Consider the following 16442-nt stretch of genomic DNA (forward strand, 5'->3'; position numbering starts at 1 on the left):
AAATTTTTTTAATTTATTTCATCTTTTCATAAGTTCTGTATGACATGAGTATTGCTGCTTCTCTTGTAGCCATTCCATAACCGGAAGCCTGCTGTGCTGTTGTTGTTGCCTTTGGCATGAAGCTGCCTGTTGAAGCATCACCCTTTATTATGCCAAGCTTTGACATATATTTTGTAGGCTGTACTGCATATTCGGAAATATTCGCCTGGTCAGGAAAATCCTTTATTCCTTCTATGCTGTAATCTCCATTTGGAGCAATAGCTTTAATTGTTCTGAAAAGCATTGTGGCACATTGCTCACGGTTAATCAAAACCTTTGGAGAAAATGTTGTAGGTGAAGTTCCTTGTGTAACGCCTATGTTAAGAGCCTTCAGTATCTGAGGATTTGTTGTGTCTGTAAAAGGATTGGCTGCCACAGTTTCAGCAGTTATTCCTGATGTTTTTTCATAAAGAACCAAAGCAAGCTCTGCAAATTCTTCTCTTGTGATTGGCTTTGTCATGTCTGCTCCCATGAGTATTTGTGGAATCAAGTCTGCTGCCTTTGCCTTGTCAAGTTCACCAACTGCCCATGAGCTAGCATCCTGGTAGAAGCTTTCCGATTTGTTAGCAAGTTCATTGGACCATGGAGAATACACGTAATCCCATTCTCCGGGGCCATCGCCGTAGTAATAGGTGTAAGAGAACCTATATCTGAAAGAATATGCCTTCGCCTTTATGTCAGTTTCAGTCATGCCTCCTTCATCAATCAGTTCAAATGTTCCATAGTATGTGTTTACCTTTCCCGGAACAGCATTTTCCTCATTTACCCATACAGAAAGTCCTCCGCCGTCTGCTAATGGTTCCTGGTCATCCCCTTCACCATATGTTCCTTCCATTTCCATGTCAACCCATCCGTCAGTCGGTCTTGCTTCATCCAGCTCTATAACTGAAACCGGCACAGTAACTTCCACACGGAAATATGGAACACCGTCCTCATTTTTCAAAAGCTCCAAATTGCTTATGGTCGGAGCTTGAAGGGTACTTGGAACCCCCTCCGGTAATTCAACTGCAAATGCAGCAGGCAAACACAACATCATCATTGCTGCCATCAGTAAAGCTGTAATTTTTTTCATTTTTTCCCTCCTTATAATTTAAAAATATATTAATGATTTCTTATGTCCCTGTACTTAATGATAAGTTCAGCCCTTGTTTTGATTTCGAGCTTCTTATACATGCTGGTCATGTGCGTATTGGCTGTTGGATACTTTACATTGAGTCTGTCTGCGCATTCTCTGAGGGAATAGCCTTCGAGGAGCAACAGGTACAGCTGGTATTCCCTGGGAGTGAGCCTTGATACTCTTTCAAGGCGTTCACTGTCAATGTCCGGCTCCCTCATGCCGGTTATCTGTCCTTCATCGACTTCTTCACTGTTATTTTTGTCTGGAATCAATATTTTTTTCAGTTTATCAAACATACCCGCCTCCGCAATTAATCCGAATCATTGATTATATTTTCAGTCAGAAAGCATAATTAGTCTATTCATTAGTTCAAATCAGTGCAAAAAAATAAGCCTCATTAGTTTTAATGAGGCTTATTTTTTATTGGATAATCCTTAAACAGCACAAATAGTTCCGTCCTGCTGTTAATTTTTAATTTTCTATACAACGATGTGCAGTATGTATTGACTGTTGGATAAGCAATGGAGATGATTGCAGATATCTGCCGCAGTGTGTAACCTTCCAGAAGAAGTTTGCACACTTCAGTTTCTCTTTTGCTTAAAGAATACTTTTTGAACATGCTCATATGGTCGTTGTCTATTTCTATTTTTTGCGAATCATCAGCCCATTCATCACTGTAATAAGTCCGTGTAAGTATGGGAGACATCATAAGAAAAACAATCATTATTCCGGCTGATATCAATGATGATATGACTGACAGATTAAAAACATCAACTTCATAAATAAGATTTCCAAGCAGTACTCCTGCCAGGCCTCCGCAGATGCCTATAAACAATATTGACAGCCTCACATATCTGAAACTGTTGTACTTCTTGCCTATTACTCCAAGTATGTAGTACATGTTTATCATTCCTATGGTGCTTCCTATTCCTATAAATATGGAAAATGCAGCAGTGAGAACTTCAATGTGGCTTATGAATGAAAAACATAAAAAACCCATTGTTATTGATCCAAATGTAATGTTCCATGCCAGATGTATTGCCTTTTGTGTGCGTTTGTAAACAGTGAAATACAAAATGCAGCCAATAAGACCCCCTATGTAATATATGTTCATAACAGGCATACTTGATGTTGTTGCTGCGGAGTTAAGCATTCCTTTGGCAATCCCTTTGCAAAGCACAGCAAAAACACAGTTTATAACAAGAGTCATGTAAACTCTTGAAGGCATTACTACAGATTCATTGTTTTCAAACAGTTCAGAATCTTCCTTGAAATATAAAACAGCAACAAGACCTGCAGCAAGCATGACAAATGAAAACAATGCACCTGACACTCCAGGAACAAAGCTGCTCTCTGTAGAATCTTTAATTATTGATAGAATATTGATCAAAATATTGCTTCCCACAACAGCGTAGAACTTTTCAGTGTTGTTCAAAACAAAGACAAAGGGAATCAAAATACTTATGTTTACACAGCCGAGAAAAATTCCTGTAATGGCTGCAGAAGATACCGACAGCACAGGAAAATCATTTTTAAAAAACAAAAACCCGGCCATTCCTACCAATATAAACACTGATCCAATTTTTGCAGTCCATGTATACCATTCTTTTTTTATCACAAAAACAAAGACAGCAGAAGAAATAAGGTTTACAGAATGAAGAATGTTTCTTATTCCAACACCATAAACTCTGTCCAAAAGAGGCGATGCCGTCCACCATGTAGTAAACACAATAACCCAGGCATAATAAACAACCCAGATGAATATGTATGGATAGTTGTTTTTGCGCACAACTCTAAAATTAACCACGTTTTCTGAATTTTCAGCTGCAATAGCTGTTCCCCTGTTCAGCATAATATCCTCATTTTTGGTAATCAATTTCCAGTTGATTATACTACACATGAACAGTCACATCAACAAGAAATTTGCGTTTATCCTTATTTAAGCACTATAACTAATCATAATCTTTATATAAAATTTATATTCTGCTTGTTTTCTTTACACCAAATTTATAGTGTTTCTGTTAGCATATGAAAGAAATAATCTGCTGGTCAATTAAATGTGTTCCAGCTAATTCAAATCAGGAAGAGAGAAAAAATGTATATAATAATAGTTGGCTGCGGAAGGCTCGGAAGCAATCTGGCAAAGCAGCTGTCGGATGAAGGCCATGATGTCTGCATTATTGATCGTGACAGCAATAAATTAAGCGTTTTGGGAACAGGCTTTAACGGCTTAAGGTTAAAGGGCATAGAATTTGACAATGACAAACTTATGGAAGCAGGAATAAATCAGGCTGATGCTCTGTTGGCTGTTTCCTCAGATGATAACATTAATATTACAGTATCCTTAATTGCCGAAAAAATATATCATGTTCCAAATGTTATATCCAGAGTGAGCGAACCAGGCAAGGAATATATTTATGACAAACTGGGAATCAAGACTCTGAAAACAATCAACATAGGTATTGCTAATTTAAAAAGGATGCTTAATTTAAACAAGGTGAATGTTATTCACAGCATAGATGAAGATTTTGAAATTGTAGATGTTCTTGTAGGAAAAGAAATTAAAGCAACAGTTGATAACATCGAAAAGAACTGTTCTTGCATTATATCTTTCATTGTTTGCGGAGAAGACAAGCTTATTCCTCAAAAAAACCAGATTGTTCACAGCGGTGACAGAATAATATGCACCATGCAAAAAAAGAACATGGATGCGTTAATCAATATGGTGGGAAAGGGGACAATTTTATGAAAACAATAATAATAGGCGGAGGAAAGGTCGGTTCAAACCTCTTCAGAACATTGCTTGAAAAAAATCATGATGTGGTAGTTATAGAACGAGACAAGGAAACATGCCTCAAAATAGCAGAAGATACAAATGCGGAAGTTATATGCGGCGATGGAACAAATTTTGATGTATTAATGGATGCAGGAATAGATGAAGCAGAAATAATTGCAGCAGTAACTGGAACCGACGAGGAAAATCTAGTCATTTGTCAGATAGCAAAATTCAACTGCAATGCAGCTAAAACAATAGCCCGGGTAAACAACCCCAAAAACATTCAAATGTTCAAAACATTGGGAATTGATAACATAGTGTGCAGCACAGAAGTAATTGCAAACTTAATTGAGTGCGAACTCGATAAAAACAAGTACAGAATTGTTAGCACAATTGAACGAGGATCCATGGTAATAGCCGAATTAATAATAGACGCTGCAAATGAATGGCGAGGCAAAATGATTCAAGAACTGTCTATGCCTGAAGAATGTGTGATTGTTTCAGTATTGAGGGATTCCTTTGTAATATATCCCAAGGGCAGCACAGAAATTATGGACAAGGATAAGGTCCTGGTAGTTGCAAGCAGAGCTGCATTGTCTGAAATAACCAGGAAAATGAATAAGAGGAAAATATGATGTCTTTAAATAAAACGGAATTAAAAGGAATTACAAAAGAACTTCTCACAATAGGAGCGTATGTTGCTTTGACATTTGGTGCTGCTTTTTTGATAATGAGGTGAGATTAATGAGTTCAATTAAAATTAAAAATCAAAACATGGGTATCATAAGCTACTACACAGGTTTTATCATACTCATAGTAACAACACTGATGATAATACCCATTTTAACATCACTGTTGTTCAGGGAATGGAATCCTCTGCTTGATTTCATAATCAGCATGTCAATATCCACCATTACAGGCCTTGCACTCATGTTGTACGGTATAAAGGCCAAAAAAAGCAAATCAAATATTCAGTGGAAGCATGGATTTGTTGTGGCTTCACTGTCCTGGATACTGCTGGCAGTCCTTTGTGCCATACCATACAGATTAAGCGGAAATACACTATCGCTTCTGGATGCTGTTTTCGATGTAATGAGCGGATTTACAACTACAGGAGTTGTTCTTACACAGGACCTGGACCACTTGTCAAACGGACTTAACATGTGGAGACACCTCCTCACATTTATTGGAGGTCAGGGAATGATTGTTCTTGCTCTTTCCCTTTTAGTAAAGGAAACAGGAGGAGCTTATAAAATTTATGCCGGTGAGGGAAAGGATGTAGAACTTGTCCCCAACGTAAAAGGAACAGCAAGGCAAATATGGAAAATAAGCATGGTTTACCTTATTATTGGAACTGCAGCACTTTGGATCAACGGAATAATAATAGGTTTACGTCCATCCTCAGCTTTTCTTCATGCTCTTTATATATTTGAATCGTCCTGGAGCACAGGAGGCTTCGCTCCCACTACTCAAAACATAATGTATTACCACAGCGCTTCATATGAAACCATAGCCATGGTAATATTCATACTTGGTTCACTGAACTTTGGTCTGCATTATGCCATTTGGCACGGTAACAGCAGAGAAATTTACAAAAACATAGAAACACAAAGCTTTTTTGCAACATCCTTCACAGCTTCAATGATTGCACTATTGTGGCTTTCAAAAATTGATGCATATTCGGATGCTGTCATGGGTTTAAGAAGAATTATATTCAATATACTATCGGCGCACACAACAACAGGTTTTGGTTCTGTTTATGCAAGACAGTTTGCCCTTGAATGGGGGGACTTTGGAATCATGATTTTAATCATTGCCATGCTCATAGGGGGCTCTGCATGCTCAACAGCCGGCGGTTTTAAAGGGTTAAGAGTTGGAATTGTCTTTAAGGGATTGATTATGGATGTAAAAAAGATTCTGTCTTCGGAAAGAAACATGAGACTTTATAAATTTCACCACATCAAGGACTACATTTTAGAAGACGGAGCCATTAAATCTTCAGCAATTATAATATGCTGCTACATGTTTACATTTGCAGCAGGCACAATGCTTGGAACATATTACGGCTATCCACTTTCAGAATCAGCATTTGAATCGGCATCCATAACAGGAAATGTAGGACTGAGCATTGGTATCACTGCTGCTTCAATGCCTGCTGTTATGAAAGTTTACTACATTGTGGCCATGTATCTTGGAAGGCTTGAATTTATTTCGGCATTTGCGCTGATTGGGTACATTTTCGGAGGTATTAGAAAAACATGCTTAAGCAAATTAAAACATTAATAATAGTAACTGCATTTATAATTTCATTTTCTGAAAATGTATATGCCGATGAAATAAGTGAAATTATTGACATCAGCAATCTCATTGAAAATGCAGCAGAACTTGACCAGCAGGAAGTTACGGTTTCAGGTGAAGCTGTAGGAGAAGCCATGAACAGGGGCAAACATTCCTGGATAAACATCAATGACGGTACAAACGCAATTGGTATCTGGATGAGTTCATCAGATGCACAAAGGGTTAAATATTTCGGAAACTATAAATATAAGGGAGATGTTCTGAAAGTATCCGGCATATTTAACAGAACATGCAAAGAACATGGAGGAGAATCTGATATACATGGGGCTTCCATGGAAGTTGAAAAAATGGGTCATGTGGAAAATGAACTGATTTCAGCCACAAAAATTACTGTTGCTGCCTTATCGGCAGTCCTTGCAGCATCTCTTATGACATTGTTCTTATTAGAAACCAGGCACAGCAAATAGATGAGCGGCAATTATTATACCAATCAATTACCGGGAGGAATGAGATGTTAACTCTGGATAGAAAGAATTATTCGAATATTATAAAGCAATGCGCTGTAACTATTTCTCTTAATGCATCCAGCACATTACTGTCGCTTATGATTGGGCACCTTGGGTTTAACGAAGCAAACATTGTGGTTATTTACCTGCTTTCAGTGTTGATAACGTCAAGATATACTAAAGGATATGCTTACGGAATCGTAGCTTCAGTTATATCCATATTGTCTTTCAACTTTTTTTTCACCATTCCTCTTTACACGTTCAAGGTTGAAGATAAATCATACTACTTTACATTCATTGTCATGCTGACTTCCGCTGTTTTTACAAGCGCACTTACAAGCAAACTGCTGCATTCAAAGGAAATGACAGATGACCGTGAAAAACAGGCTCACATATTGTACAGCCTCACAAGCTCCCTTGCTAAAGCCAGCGAAATATTGGATGTTGCCAAAGTGTCTTCTAAATGTCTGTCAAACCTTCTTGGCTGCGATATTTCCTGCATTTTAGCAAATGACAAATCCAAATCACAAATTCTTACAGTAAAAAGAGGATGTTTTGATATTAACAACATAGAAGCTGACTGGAATGAAATTGAAATAATTGTTAAAAATCATCATTCCTTCCCCATTAAAATTCGCGGGAAATGCATAAGCTACATTTGTTTTCCTCAGGAAATGGATGAAATGATAGAAAGCAACAAATTTCTTTTTGATTCAATTGTCATGCAGATAACCATAGCCATGGAAAGAGAAATTCTTATAGAGGAAAAAGAAAACGCAAATACTGAAACACAAAACGAACGTTTCAAAAATAACCTTCTACGCTCCATTTCTCATGACTTGAGAACTCCATTGACAAGAATCACAGGCGCATCGGAAATGTTGTACCACAGCCTCAAGGAGGATGAGAGTCTTAAGCTTGTGTCCGAAATATATGAAGATTCAAGATGGCTTACAAAGCTTGTTGAAAATGTCCTAAGCCTCACAAGAATTCAGGAAGGAAGGCTGGCACTCAATATCAAGGAAGAAGCAGTAGAAGAAATTGTTGCAGAGTCCATTGCACGTGCGTCTAAGTACTATCCTGATCACAAAGTTTCAATAAATCTACCGGATGAAGTTTTATTTGTGCCAATGGACGGAAAGCTTATTGAGCAAGTTCTTATAAACTTAGTAGACAACGCCATAAAGCATACAACTCCGCAAAATGAAATTATTGTATCCATATGGCCTGAAGGCGGCAAGGTATGGTTTGAAGTATATAACAACGGCCTAAGCATTAATGAAAATGACATTCCAAATCTTTTTAAAATGTTTTACGTTGGCAGCAACAAAATACCTGATTCCAGACATGGTATGGGTTTGGGCCTTTCCATATGCAAGGCCATAATTAATTATCATGGCGGTGAAATTTACGCAGAAAATAATGAAGAAGGCGGTGCAACCTTCAAATTTTACTTAAAGGCATAGGAGGTAAGAATGTTTTTAATAGTCGAAGATGATAAACAAATACGAAACTTCATAAATTTTTCATTAAAATCACAGAATTATGACTGCATGGAGGCTTCTACCGGAAAAGAAGCCATGAACATCATTGCAACCCAGAACATCTCAATGATAATACTGGATCTTGGCCTGCCTGACATGGATGGAATAGACATCATAAAAACAGTTCGGGGCTTTTCTGACATTCCCATAATTGTTGTTTCATCAAGAGACCAGGACAACGAAAAAGTAGAAGCACTGGATGCAGGGGCAGATGATTATCTTACAAAACCATTCAGCATTAAGGAATTCCTGGCAAGAATAAGAGTTGTTTTCAGACACAAAGGAAACTCAAAAACAGAAGTTTCCAAAATATACAAAGTTGCAGACCTTGAAATAGACCTGGAGAAACACATTGTGCTGTTGGAAGGCAAAGAGGTGCACTTCACACCCATGGAATACAACGTGCTCACTCTTCTTGTTAAAAATGCCGGCAAAGTACTTACTCACAATTATATATTGAAAGAAGTTTGGGGCTCATATATAGAAAGTGATATGCAGTCTCTTAGAGTATTCATGGCAAACATACGGAGAAAACTTGAAAAAAGTCCTGCTAAGCCGCGATATATATTGACGGAAGTTGGCATAGGATACAGGTTTGCAGATGAATAACATGGTATATGTCTTAATACATTTTTTATATTATTTGTTACATGTTAATACTGTCTTTATATAATATTTTGTACAATTGAACAAGAGGTGAATAAAATGAATATTTTTAAAAAACAAAACAAAGAGCTTGCAGTCATAGCAGGATGCGGCGAGTTCGGTTCAAAAATAGCTGTCTTACTGCAAAAGAAAAACATGAATGTACACATTATTGACATAGATGAAAATTCATTTTCAAAGCTTTCTCCTGAATTTGATGGTTTTACAATAACAGGAGATGCTGCAGACATTGACCTGCTTGAATTTGCAGGTGCCGGTAAAGCAAGTATAATCATTGCAGCAACAAATGATGACAACACAAATATAATGATCGGACAGATGTCTAAGCATTTGTATAAGGCTGATGAAGTTGTTGTAAGAATATATGACTCCGCAAAAAAATTTTTATGTGCCGATATGGACATAACATCCATATGCCCATGTGTACTTTCGGAAAATGAATTTAAAAGGATTATTTCAGATAAGGAGAGCATAGCTGTATGAAAATATTATTAGTGGGCGGTCACACGAAGCTGAGTTATTTAGCAAAATTGTTGAAATCCAGCGGACATGATGTAACAATTGTAAATGCGGATAAACAGTTATGCGAAATGCTCTCTGACAGCCATGAGGTATTTGCCATATGCGGAGACGGCACCAAATCCTCCGTACTTGAAAGCGCTAATGCTGCAAAAATGGATGCAGTGATTGCACTTACGGGAAATGATGCTTCAAATCTCATCATATGTGAAATTTCCAAGAAGCAGTTCAACATAAAAACCACGCTTTCAATTGTTAATAATCCCCAGAACATAAACATGTTCAAGGAACTTGGGGTAGATAAATGCATCAGTGCAATTCAAATATTTGCAGATTTCATAGAACAGATGTAGTAAATATCAATGTTTTGCAAAGATGCGGGCGGATACAAGATCCGCCCCTACATATTGATAATACTTATTTTCACTATGAATTTGAAATTCCAGATCGTAGGGGAGGACTACTGTCCTCCCGCGTATAACATAAATTCAACCCCCGGGCGGATACAAGATCCGCCCCTACAAATTGATAATATTTACTTTCACTATGAATTTAAATTCCAGTTCGTAGGGGAGGACCTCGTGTCCTCCCGGATATAACATAAATTCAACCCCCGGGCGGATACAAGATCCGCCCCTACAACGTACTATCTTTTTCTTAGTCTTCCTCTTTCATACTGAACAGGCCAGTTTGTTTCATTGCTGAGCTCATAGTCTGCCTGCAAAGGCCAGTATGGATTTCTTAATAAGGCTCTTCCAATAAAAATCAAATCAGCCCTGTTGTTTTGTAGAATTTCTTCAGCCATGTTTGGATCTATTACCAGTCCTCCTGCAACGACAGGCAGGACTGTTTTTTCCTTTATTATTTCGGCAAATTTCACCTGGTATCCCTGGAATGCTTTTGGAGCTACGCTCACCACTCCTCCTGAACTTACATCTATCAAATCTAGGCCGTATTCTTTCACCAGGTTGATCAATTCTGCCAGATCGTCAGGATGATTTCCTCCATCAACATAATCCTCGGCTGTGACTCTCATCATTAAAGGCTTTTCTTTAGGCCATACATCTCGAACAGCACGAATTATTTCCTTTAAAATTCTTGCTCTGTTTTCCGGTGAACCGCCGTATTCATCAGTTCTCTTGTTTGTAACAGGAGACAGGAACTCATTAATAAGATAACCATGAGCACCATGAATTTCAAGCACATCATACCCAGCCTGTTTTGCCCTTTGAGCTGCAGCCTTAAATGCTGCAACTACTGCCTTAATATCTTCTTTAGTCATTTCAGCAGGAACCCTGTATTCTTCATTGAATGCTATTGGGCTGGGAGCTATTATTTTTTCGCTTTCAGCTTCACACTTTCTTCCTGAATGGCCTAGCTGAATTCCTATTTTAGCTCCATTTGATTTGACTGCTTCAACAATTTTTTTAAGTCCATCTATGTGAGAATCATCCCATATTCCCAAGTCTCTGGATGATATTCTTCCTCTTGATTCAACTGCAGTTGCCTCCTGTATGATCAGTCCAACTCCTCCCACTGCTCTTGAAGCGTAGTGTATGACATGCCAGTCAGTGACTTTACCATCATCTCCTGCAGAATACATGCACATAGGAGCCATTATGATTCTATTTTTCAATTCTAAATCCTTAATAATATAGCTTGCAAAAAGTTTTGACATATTCCCTCCAAAGTTTTTATACTAATTTAATGATACCCATAGATAAAAATATAAAACATATTAGTCATTTTAAAAATTGCCCTGTCTTTCCCATTTTGTATGACAAGATGATTATTGATTTTTCTTCCGGTGTCAATTCACGCTGATACATCTTTTCAAACTGCTGCAGCAATCCTTCAGTATCGATTTTTTTCCTTGGATTAATTATTCTTGGTCTCACATAATCAGGATCGTATTCTTTTATTTCAACTGAAGAATTGTACAATCTTTTAAAAATTTCTGCCGTATAATACGCATCGTTAAGTGCATCATGAAAATCTGAAGAAACAGGAATATTCATCAGTTCAACCACATGTTGAAGCCTAAGTGGATTTTTCTGTGGAGAATTAAAATATGCGGATGCATGATGCTGAATATTGATATACCTTTTAGGCAACAGTGTCAAATCAAGACCATGGTATGATGAATTTCTGAACAGTTCCTTAATATCGGACATTCCCCACATACAAAGAACTGAATCAACTCCTGCAAAGTTGATGAATTCACTAAAAACAGATGGAAATGTTTCCTTGTCCATCAGCTGCTCTGTTTCGATGCCTGTAAGCTTAGTTATGAAAGGAAGGATGCTTGAATAAATTGTAGGCTTAACAAGCCGGTTGAATGTACCAACAGCATTAAAACTTTCATCAAGTTTAACTGCTCCTATTTGAATTATTTCAAAAGGATATACCGACCTTTTATCGCTGTTTGTCAGTGCTTTAATATTTTGATTAAATTCAGAATCGAAAACAACAAAGTTCATAGGAAACTCCTCAATTGTAATTATATTATTCTTGCACCGGATCAATAGAATATTCAATTCATTTTATTAGTTTTATACATCATGATGTGTTGTCTGTCAACTTTTTATTTCAATCATGTTATTTCATAATTTTCACTGTTGTGTTACAATATTACATAATGTTATGAAGCAGTAAGCTCTTTCAAAAACCGGATGCTGGCCGGTTTTTATTGTTATTGTACTCATCGCACAATAAAACTTAACATAACATAGTATAAAACAAGAAAGAGGATGATTTTATGAAAAGCACTAAAAGAAATATATTGATTTTATTTTTAGCACTGATGACTTATGTTTTAGCATCATGCGGAGTAAATGCAGAACAGGTTTCAAACACAAGCCAAGAAACAAGCAATACATCAGACAAGAATTCAGGGCTTATTGTGTACTTTCTGGATGTTGGCCAGGCTGACTGTACGCTCATACAGCTGCCAAACGGAGAAGAAGTCCTAATCGATGCAGGGAACTATGGAGATGGCAGTTATATAAAAAACTACCTTGAAAATCTCAATGTGGACGACATAGAATACTTTATTTTAACCCATCCCCATGAAGATCACATTGGTTCTGCAAAAGAAATAATAAACAACTTCACCGTAAAAAAAATCTATATGCCCGATGTGTTAGCAAGCTCAAATTTATATGAGAGCACGATGCTTGCAATTGAAAACAAAGACATTGAAACAATATTTGCAAAACCGGGATTAAAAATAATCGACAGCCCTGGTTTAAAATTGGAACTGTTATCCCCAAAGAGCATGTATTATTCTGAGCTAAATGAATATTCTGCAGTTGCACGACTGGAGTATGATAATACATCATTTTTGTTTACAGGAGATGCTGAAAGCGTATCTGAACTGGAAATGCTTGGGGGAGGCTTCAATCTTGATTCAGATGTATTAAAAGTAGGCCATCACGGGGGACGAACAAGCTCCAGCATTGATTTTCTTAAGGCTGTCACTCCTGAATATTCCATCATTTCGTGCGGAGAAGACAACAGCTATGGTCATCCACACATTGAAACACTAAACAGGCTTTCAGACATAGGCTCTGACATTTACAGGACTGATGAACTTGGAACAATAGTGGCTGTATCAAATGGAAAGGATATATCAATAACAAGCGATGAAGTTATGGAAATTCCATTGGCACCTCTTGAGATTTTAAATACACCGCCGATTCCAGACTCTTCTGAGGTCAAAGAAACTCCAGTAATTTCCGAAACAAATTATGTTGGAAACAAGAATTCCCTTGTTTTCCACAAGACTGACTGCAGCTCTGTTGCAGACATGAAAGAATCAAACAAGGTATTTTTCACCATAAGACAAAATGCCGTGGACCAAGGCTACACTCCCTGCGGTAGATGTAATCCATAAGTTATTTATATACATTTATGTAAATATTTTTGACTTCTAAAAACCATTGCTATATAATGAATTTCAGAAAATTAAAATAAGGGGTGATCATATGACTAATATTTTAGAAGAAGCAAAATCTCTGCAAAATTCCATAGTCAAAGACAGGAGATACATTCATCAGAATGCAGAGCTTGGAATGGACTTACCGGTAACCACAGCATATGTAATTGAAAGGCTCAAATCAATGGGCTATGAACCTGAGGTTATAACTAATTCAGCGGTGGTTGCACTGGCTGGCGGCAAAAAGGAAGGCAAGACAATATTGTTAAGAGCTGACATGGATGCTCTTCCCATAGTGGAGGAAAATGGACTTGAATTTAAATCCATTACAAAAAACATGCATGCTTGCGGACATGATACTCATGCAGCAATGCTTTTGGGAGCAGCTCAAATTCTTAAAAATCATGAGGATGAAATTGAAGGCACTGTTAAATTGATGTTTCAGCCTGCTGAAGAACAGCTGTCAGGAGCAAAAGCCATGGTAGAAGCAGGCGTTCTTGAAAACCCTAAAGTTGATGCAGCTATCATGATCCATATTTTTTCCGGCATGCCTGTTCCGGCAGGAACACTGATTATTCCTAACCCAGGATACTTCACATCATCCGGAGACATGTTCCACATAGATATAAAGGGAAAGGGCGGTCATGGAGCTATGCCTCAGGACTGTGTAGACCCTCTTAATGTAATGGCTCACATACATACTGCTCTGCAGGAAGTAATAGCAAGAGAAATTGCACCGTCCAACACAGCAGTAATAACAATCGGACAAATGCACGGAGGAAACGCTTCAAATATAATTCCTGACACCGCCTTTATAGAAGGAAGCATAAGAGCATTCAGCAGCAATGACAGAGAATTCATGAAAACAAGAGTTGTTGAAATTGCAAAGGGAGTTGCTTCAACATTCAGAGCAGAAGCAACGGTTGAATACAGAATTAAATGTCCTTCAGTATACAATGATCCTGAACTTTACAAAAAAGTAGTAGAAATAAATAACCAGTTGTTAGGTGAAGATAATACGCTGGGATTTGAAAAAGCATTCCCCGGAGGTAAAATGACAGGTTCAGAAGACTTCGGATACGTAAGCGAAAAAGTTCCTTCAGTTATGATGGCATTAGGCGGCGGCTCTCCTGAACAAGGATTCCCCTATCCTCAGCACCATCCAAAAGTAGACTTCAGCGAAGATGTGTTCTACATAGGTTCGGCAGTCTATGCAAACACAGCAATAGAATGGCTGAAAATGAGTTAATATTAAAAATATTGTAATAACAACCTATTTTACAAAAAATTGTAGGCGGACCTTGTGGAGGCCACTGAAAAACTATACATTTATTCACTGTCATTCTGAGGCGTAGCCGAAGAATCTCATGTTTTCAACAAAGATGAGATCCTTCACTATCGTTCAGGATGACAGGAAGGACTTTTTCAGTGACGTCACCTTGTGTCCGCCCGTTTTATTTTATTTTTAAATTCAAAACTCTATGGTAACAGCAGCGGTCCGCCAGGTCCCAGCGGCAGCTTTGTAAAGTACCAGATTAACAAAAGGGCAATCCATCCAATCATGTAGAAAATTGAGTATGGCAGCATTGTGGCGACCATTGTGCCCAGCCCAAGGTTCTTATCATACTTTCTGCCCAGTTCAAGCATCATGATATAGTATGCCAACAAAGGAGTACATACGTTTATAACTGCATCTCCTATTCTGTATACCATCTGAGTAAATGCCGGGTGGAATCCAAGGAACATGAACATAGGAACAAATATAGGAGCAAATATTGCCCATTTTCCTGATGAACTTGCAAGGAAAACATCAAGTGGAATAATGAACAGTATGAGCAGGATCATTACAACAGGAATTGGGAAACCTGAAGCCTGCAGTGCATTTGCACCCTTTATTGCCAGAACGATACCCATGTTAGACCATGCAAATATATTTGAGAACAAAGCCATCATAAATGTAAGCGCAATATATCCGCCCATTTCAGACATTGACTGGTTTAATGCCTTAACCATTGCTCTTGAATCTTTTATAGTTCCTGTAATTCTTCCGAAAACCATACCAGGGATAAAGAAAGCCAAAGTAATTAATACGACAAGCCCTTGCATCAAAGGAGCCTTGCTGCTAATAATTTTAAAAGTTTCAGGATCTCTTAAAATACCATGTGACGGTGCTGTTCCTGCAACTACTAAGGCAAGCAATACTAACAATGAAATACCAGCAGCTTTCATACCTTTGCGCTGTATATCCGTAACTTCTTCTATACGTCCTTCTACTTGAACGTTCTCCAGTTTTCCCAACCTTGGTTCAACAAATTTCAGTGTAACCCATACGCCAACACCTGTAACCAATACTGTAGATGCAAGCTGGAAGTAATAGTTCATCATTGGGTTTGTTTCAGCAGGCAATCCTGAAATTTGAACTGCATTTTCAGTGAAACCTATGAGAAGCATATCAAGAGATGTTGGTATGAAGTTTCCGCCGAATGCTCCTGCAACAGATGCGTATGCAAGCATCATTCCGGCAAGAGGATTTCTGCCGATTGATAAGAATATCAATGCTCCCAGAGGAGGCATTACGATGAATCCAGAGTCACCTGCTGCCATTGAAAGTATTGATAACATAATAAGTATTACAATAATCTTAATAGGCGATCCTTTAACATTTCCAAGCCCGTGTTTGATTGCAATTTGTAAAAGCCCTGATTTTTCACAAAGGCCAACGCCCAGCATGCAGACAAGTACAACACCCAGAGGTGCAAAACCTGTAAAACCGGATACAGCACTTGTAAGAATCTTAGTCAATCCAAAGACTGAAATCAGGTTTTGAACAACCAATGTTTCCCCTGTAACCGGATGAACTGCAGACATTTTGAAAAGTGAAGCAACTAATGATAATACCATCATGAAAACACCTAAATACAAAAATATCATAAAAGCTTCAGGCAATTTATTGCCTATTTCTTCTATTTTATCAAGAAACTTATCAAACTTTGATTTCTTTAACTTTGCTTGTGCCATTTTACTTCCTCCTTGTTTTTTA

At 37.8% G+C, this 16442-nt stretch carries 16 protein-coding genes; 10 read left to right on the forward strand and 6 right to left on the reverse strand.

Annotated elements, in window-relative coordinates; translation table 11 throughout:
- Nucleotides 1-13: 13 nt before the first annotated feature.
- From LY60_RS00880 to LY60_RS00890, 3 genes are all read right to left on the reverse strand, one after another.
- Nucleotides 14-1111, reverse strand: a complete 1098-nt coding sequence (locus LY60_RS00880; RefSeq protein ID WP_145078686.1) for a hypothetical protein — start codon at nt 1109-1111, stop codon at nt 14-16.
- Nucleotides 1112-1140: 29 nt separating this feature from the next.
- Nucleotides 1141-1452, reverse strand: coding sequence for a helix-turn-helix transcriptional regulator (locus LY60_RS00885; RefSeq protein ID WP_145078689.1), 312 nt, complete (start codon nt 1450-1452; stop codon nt 1141-1143).
- Between the two features lie 107 nt (nt 1453-1559).
- Nucleotides 1560-3008 (reverse strand): helix-turn-helix transcriptional regulator, encoded by a 1449-nt coding sequence (locus LY60_RS00890; protein ID WP_246145332.1) that lies wholly within the window; start codon nt 3006-3008, stop codon nt 1560-1562.
- 243 nt (nt 3009-3251) lie between these two features.
- Between LY60_RS00890 and LY60_RS00895 the strand changes: the two genes are divergently transcribed.
- From LY60_RS00895 to LY60_RS00930, 8 genes are all read left to right on the forward strand, one after another.
- Nucleotides 3252-3905, forward strand: a complete 654-nt coding sequence (locus LY60_RS00895; protein WP_145078692.1) for a potassium channel family protein — start codon at nt 3252-3254, stop codon at nt 3903-3905.
- Nucleotides 3902-4567 (forward strand): potassium channel family protein, encoded by a 666-nt coding sequence (locus LY60_RS00900; protein ID WP_170226060.1) that lies wholly within the window; start codon nt 3902-3904, stop codon nt 4565-4567. Before LY60_RS00895 ends, LY60_RS00900 begins: the two co-directional genes overlap by 4 nt.
- A gap of 109 nt (nt 4568-4676) precedes the next feature.
- On the forward strand, nt 4677-6215 hold the full coding sequence (locus LY60_RS00905; protein WP_145078697.1) for a TrkH family potassium uptake protein: 1539 nt from the start codon (nt 4677-4679) through the stop codon (nt 6213-6215).
- Nucleotides 6191-6697 carry a DNA-binding protein gene (locus LY60_RS00910; RefSeq protein ID WP_145078700.1) on the forward strand — a complete coding sequence of 169 codons (507 nt, stop codon included), beginning with the start codon at nt 6191-6193 and terminating at the stop codon, nt 6695-6697. Before LY60_RS00905 ends, LY60_RS00910 begins: the two co-directional genes overlap by 25 nt.
- A gap of 44 nt (nt 6698-6741) precedes the next feature.
- The gene (locus LY60_RS00915; RefSeq protein WP_145078703.1) at nt 6742-8202 is read left to right on the forward strand and encodes an ATP-binding protein; all 1461 of its coding nucleotides are present in this window, start codon (nt 6742-6744) and stop codon (nt 8200-8202) included.
- 9 nt (nt 8203-8211) lie between these two features.
- Nucleotides 8212-8889, forward strand: coding sequence for a response regulator (locus LY60_RS00920; RefSeq protein ID WP_145078706.1), 678 nt, complete (start codon nt 8212-8214; stop codon nt 8887-8889).
- A 96-nt stretch (nt 8890-8985) separates the two neighbouring features.
- A complete protein-coding gene (locus tag LY60_RS00925) occupies nt 8986-9429 on the forward strand; it encodes a potassium channel family protein (RefSeq protein WP_145078708.1) in 444 nt (147 codons plus the stop codon).
- Nucleotides 9426-9818 (forward strand): potassium channel family protein, encoded by a 393-nt coding sequence (locus tag LY60_RS00930; RefSeq protein WP_145078711.1) that lies wholly within the window; start codon nt 9426-9428, stop codon nt 9816-9818. The genes LY60_RS00925 and LY60_RS00930 overlap by 4 nt, the downstream gene beginning before the upstream one ends.
- 293 nt (nt 9819-10111) lie before the next feature.
- Here LY60_RS00930 and namA read toward each other — a convergent pair whose 3' ends face one another.
- Nucleotides 10112-11143 carry an NADPH dehydrogenase NamA gene (gene namA, locus LY60_RS00935; RefSeq protein WP_145078714.1) on the reverse strand — a complete coding sequence of 344 codons (1032 nt, stop codon included), beginning with the start codon at nt 11141-11143 and terminating at the stop codon, nt 10112-10114.
- A 64-nt stretch (nt 11144-11207) separates the two neighbouring features.
- Complete coding sequence (locus LY60_RS00940; RefSeq protein WP_145078717.1) at nt 11208-11945, reverse strand: 3'-5' exonuclease; 738 nt, start codon at nt 11943-11945, stop codon at nt 11208-11210.
- Nucleotides 11946-12223: 278 nt separating this feature from the next.
- On the opposite strand from LY60_RS00940, the gene LY60_RS00945 reads away from it, so the two are divergent.
- Together LY60_RS00945 and LY60_RS00950 are read left to right on the forward strand one after the other, a co-directional pair.
- A complete protein-coding gene (locus tag LY60_RS00945) occupies nt 12224-13360 on the forward strand; it encodes a ComEC/Rec2 family competence protein (RefSeq protein WP_145078719.1) in 1137 nt (378 codons plus the stop codon).
- Nucleotides 13361-13451: 91 nt separating this feature from the next.
- Nucleotides 13452-14651 (forward strand): M20 metallopeptidase family protein, encoded by a 1200-nt coding sequence (locus LY60_RS00950; RefSeq protein ID WP_145078722.1) that lies wholly within the window; start codon nt 13452-13454, stop codon nt 14649-14651.
- Between the two features lie 230 nt (nt 14652-14881).
- Here LY60_RS00950 and LY60_RS00955 read toward each other — a convergent pair whose 3' ends face one another.
- The gene (locus tag LY60_RS00955) at nt 14882-16420 is read right to left on the reverse strand and encodes an AbgT family transporter (protein ID WP_145078725.1); all 1539 of its coding nucleotides are present in this window, start codon (nt 16418-16420) and stop codon (nt 14882-14884) included.
- Nucleotides 16421-16442: the final 22 nt, after the last annotated feature.

It is taken from the genome of Sedimentibacter saalensis (genome assembly GCF_007830175.1).
Taxonomy (GTDB): Bacteria; Bacillota; Clostridia; order Tissierellales; family Sedimentibacteraceae; genus Sedimentibacter; species Sedimentibacter saalensis.

Excerpts from the sequence above, each read along its gene's own strand:
- LY60_RS00890 (WP_246145332.1), bottom strand. The coding sequence starts at position 3,008 with ATGCTGAACAGGGGAACAGCTATTGCAGCTGAAAATTCAGAAAACGTG.
- LY60_RS00880 (WP_145078686.1), bottom strand. The coding sequence starts at position 1,111 with ATGAAAAAAATTACAGCTTTACTGATGGCAGCAATGATGATGTTGTGT.
- LY60_RS00885 (WP_145078689.1), bottom strand. The coding sequence starts at position 1,452 with ATGTTTGATAAACTGAAAAAAATATTGATTCCAGACAAAAATAACAGT.
- LY60_RS00925 (WP_145078708.1), top strand. The coding sequence starts at position 8,986 with ATGAATATTTTTAAAAAACAAAACAAAGAGCTTGCAGTCATAGCAGGA.
- LY60_RS00905 (WP_145078697.1), top strand. The coding sequence starts at position 4,677 with ATGAGTTCAATTAAAATTAAAAATCAAAACATGGGTATCATAAGCTAC.
- namA (WP_145078714.1), bottom strand. The coding sequence starts at position 11,143 with ATGTCAAAACTTTTTGCAAGCTATATTATTAAGGATTTAGAATTGAAA.
- LY60_RS00950 (WP_145078722.1), top strand. The coding sequence starts at position 13,452 with ATGACTAATATTTTAGAAGAAGCAAAATCTCTGCAAAATTCCATAGTC.
- LY60_RS00910 (WP_145078700.1), top strand. The coding sequence starts at position 6,191 with ATGCTTAAGCAAATTAAAACATTAATAATAGTAACTGCATTTATAATT.
- LY60_RS00915 (WP_145078703.1), top strand. The coding sequence starts at position 6,742 with ATGTTAACTCTGGATAGAAAGAATTATTCGAATATTATAAAGCAATGC.
- LY60_RS00930 (WP_145078711.1), top strand. The coding sequence starts at position 9,426 with ATGAAAATATTATTAGTGGGCGGTCACACGAAGCTGAGTTATTTAGCA.
- LY60_RS00940 (WP_145078717.1), bottom strand. The coding sequence starts at position 11,945 with ATGAACTTTGTTGTTTTCGATTCTGAATTTAATCAAAATATTAAAGCA.
- LY60_RS00920 (WP_145078706.1), top strand. The coding sequence starts at position 8,212 with ATGTTTTTAATAGTCGAAGATGATAAACAAATACGAAACTTCATAAAT.
- LY60_RS00955 (WP_145078725.1), bottom strand. The coding sequence starts at position 16,420 with ATGGCACAAGCAAAGTTAAAGAAATCAAAGTTTGATAAGTTTCTTGAT.
- LY60_RS00895 (WP_145078692.1), top strand. The coding sequence starts at position 3,252 with ATGTATATAATAATAGTTGGCTGCGGAAGGCTCGGAAGCAATCTGGCA.
- LY60_RS00945 (WP_145078719.1), top strand. The coding sequence starts at position 12,224 with ATGAAAAGCACTAAAAGAAATATATTGATTTTATTTTTAGCACTGATG.
- LY60_RS00900 (WP_170226060.1), top strand. The coding sequence starts at position 3,902 with ATGAAAACAATAATAATAGGCGGAGGAAAGGTCGGTTCAAACCTCTTC.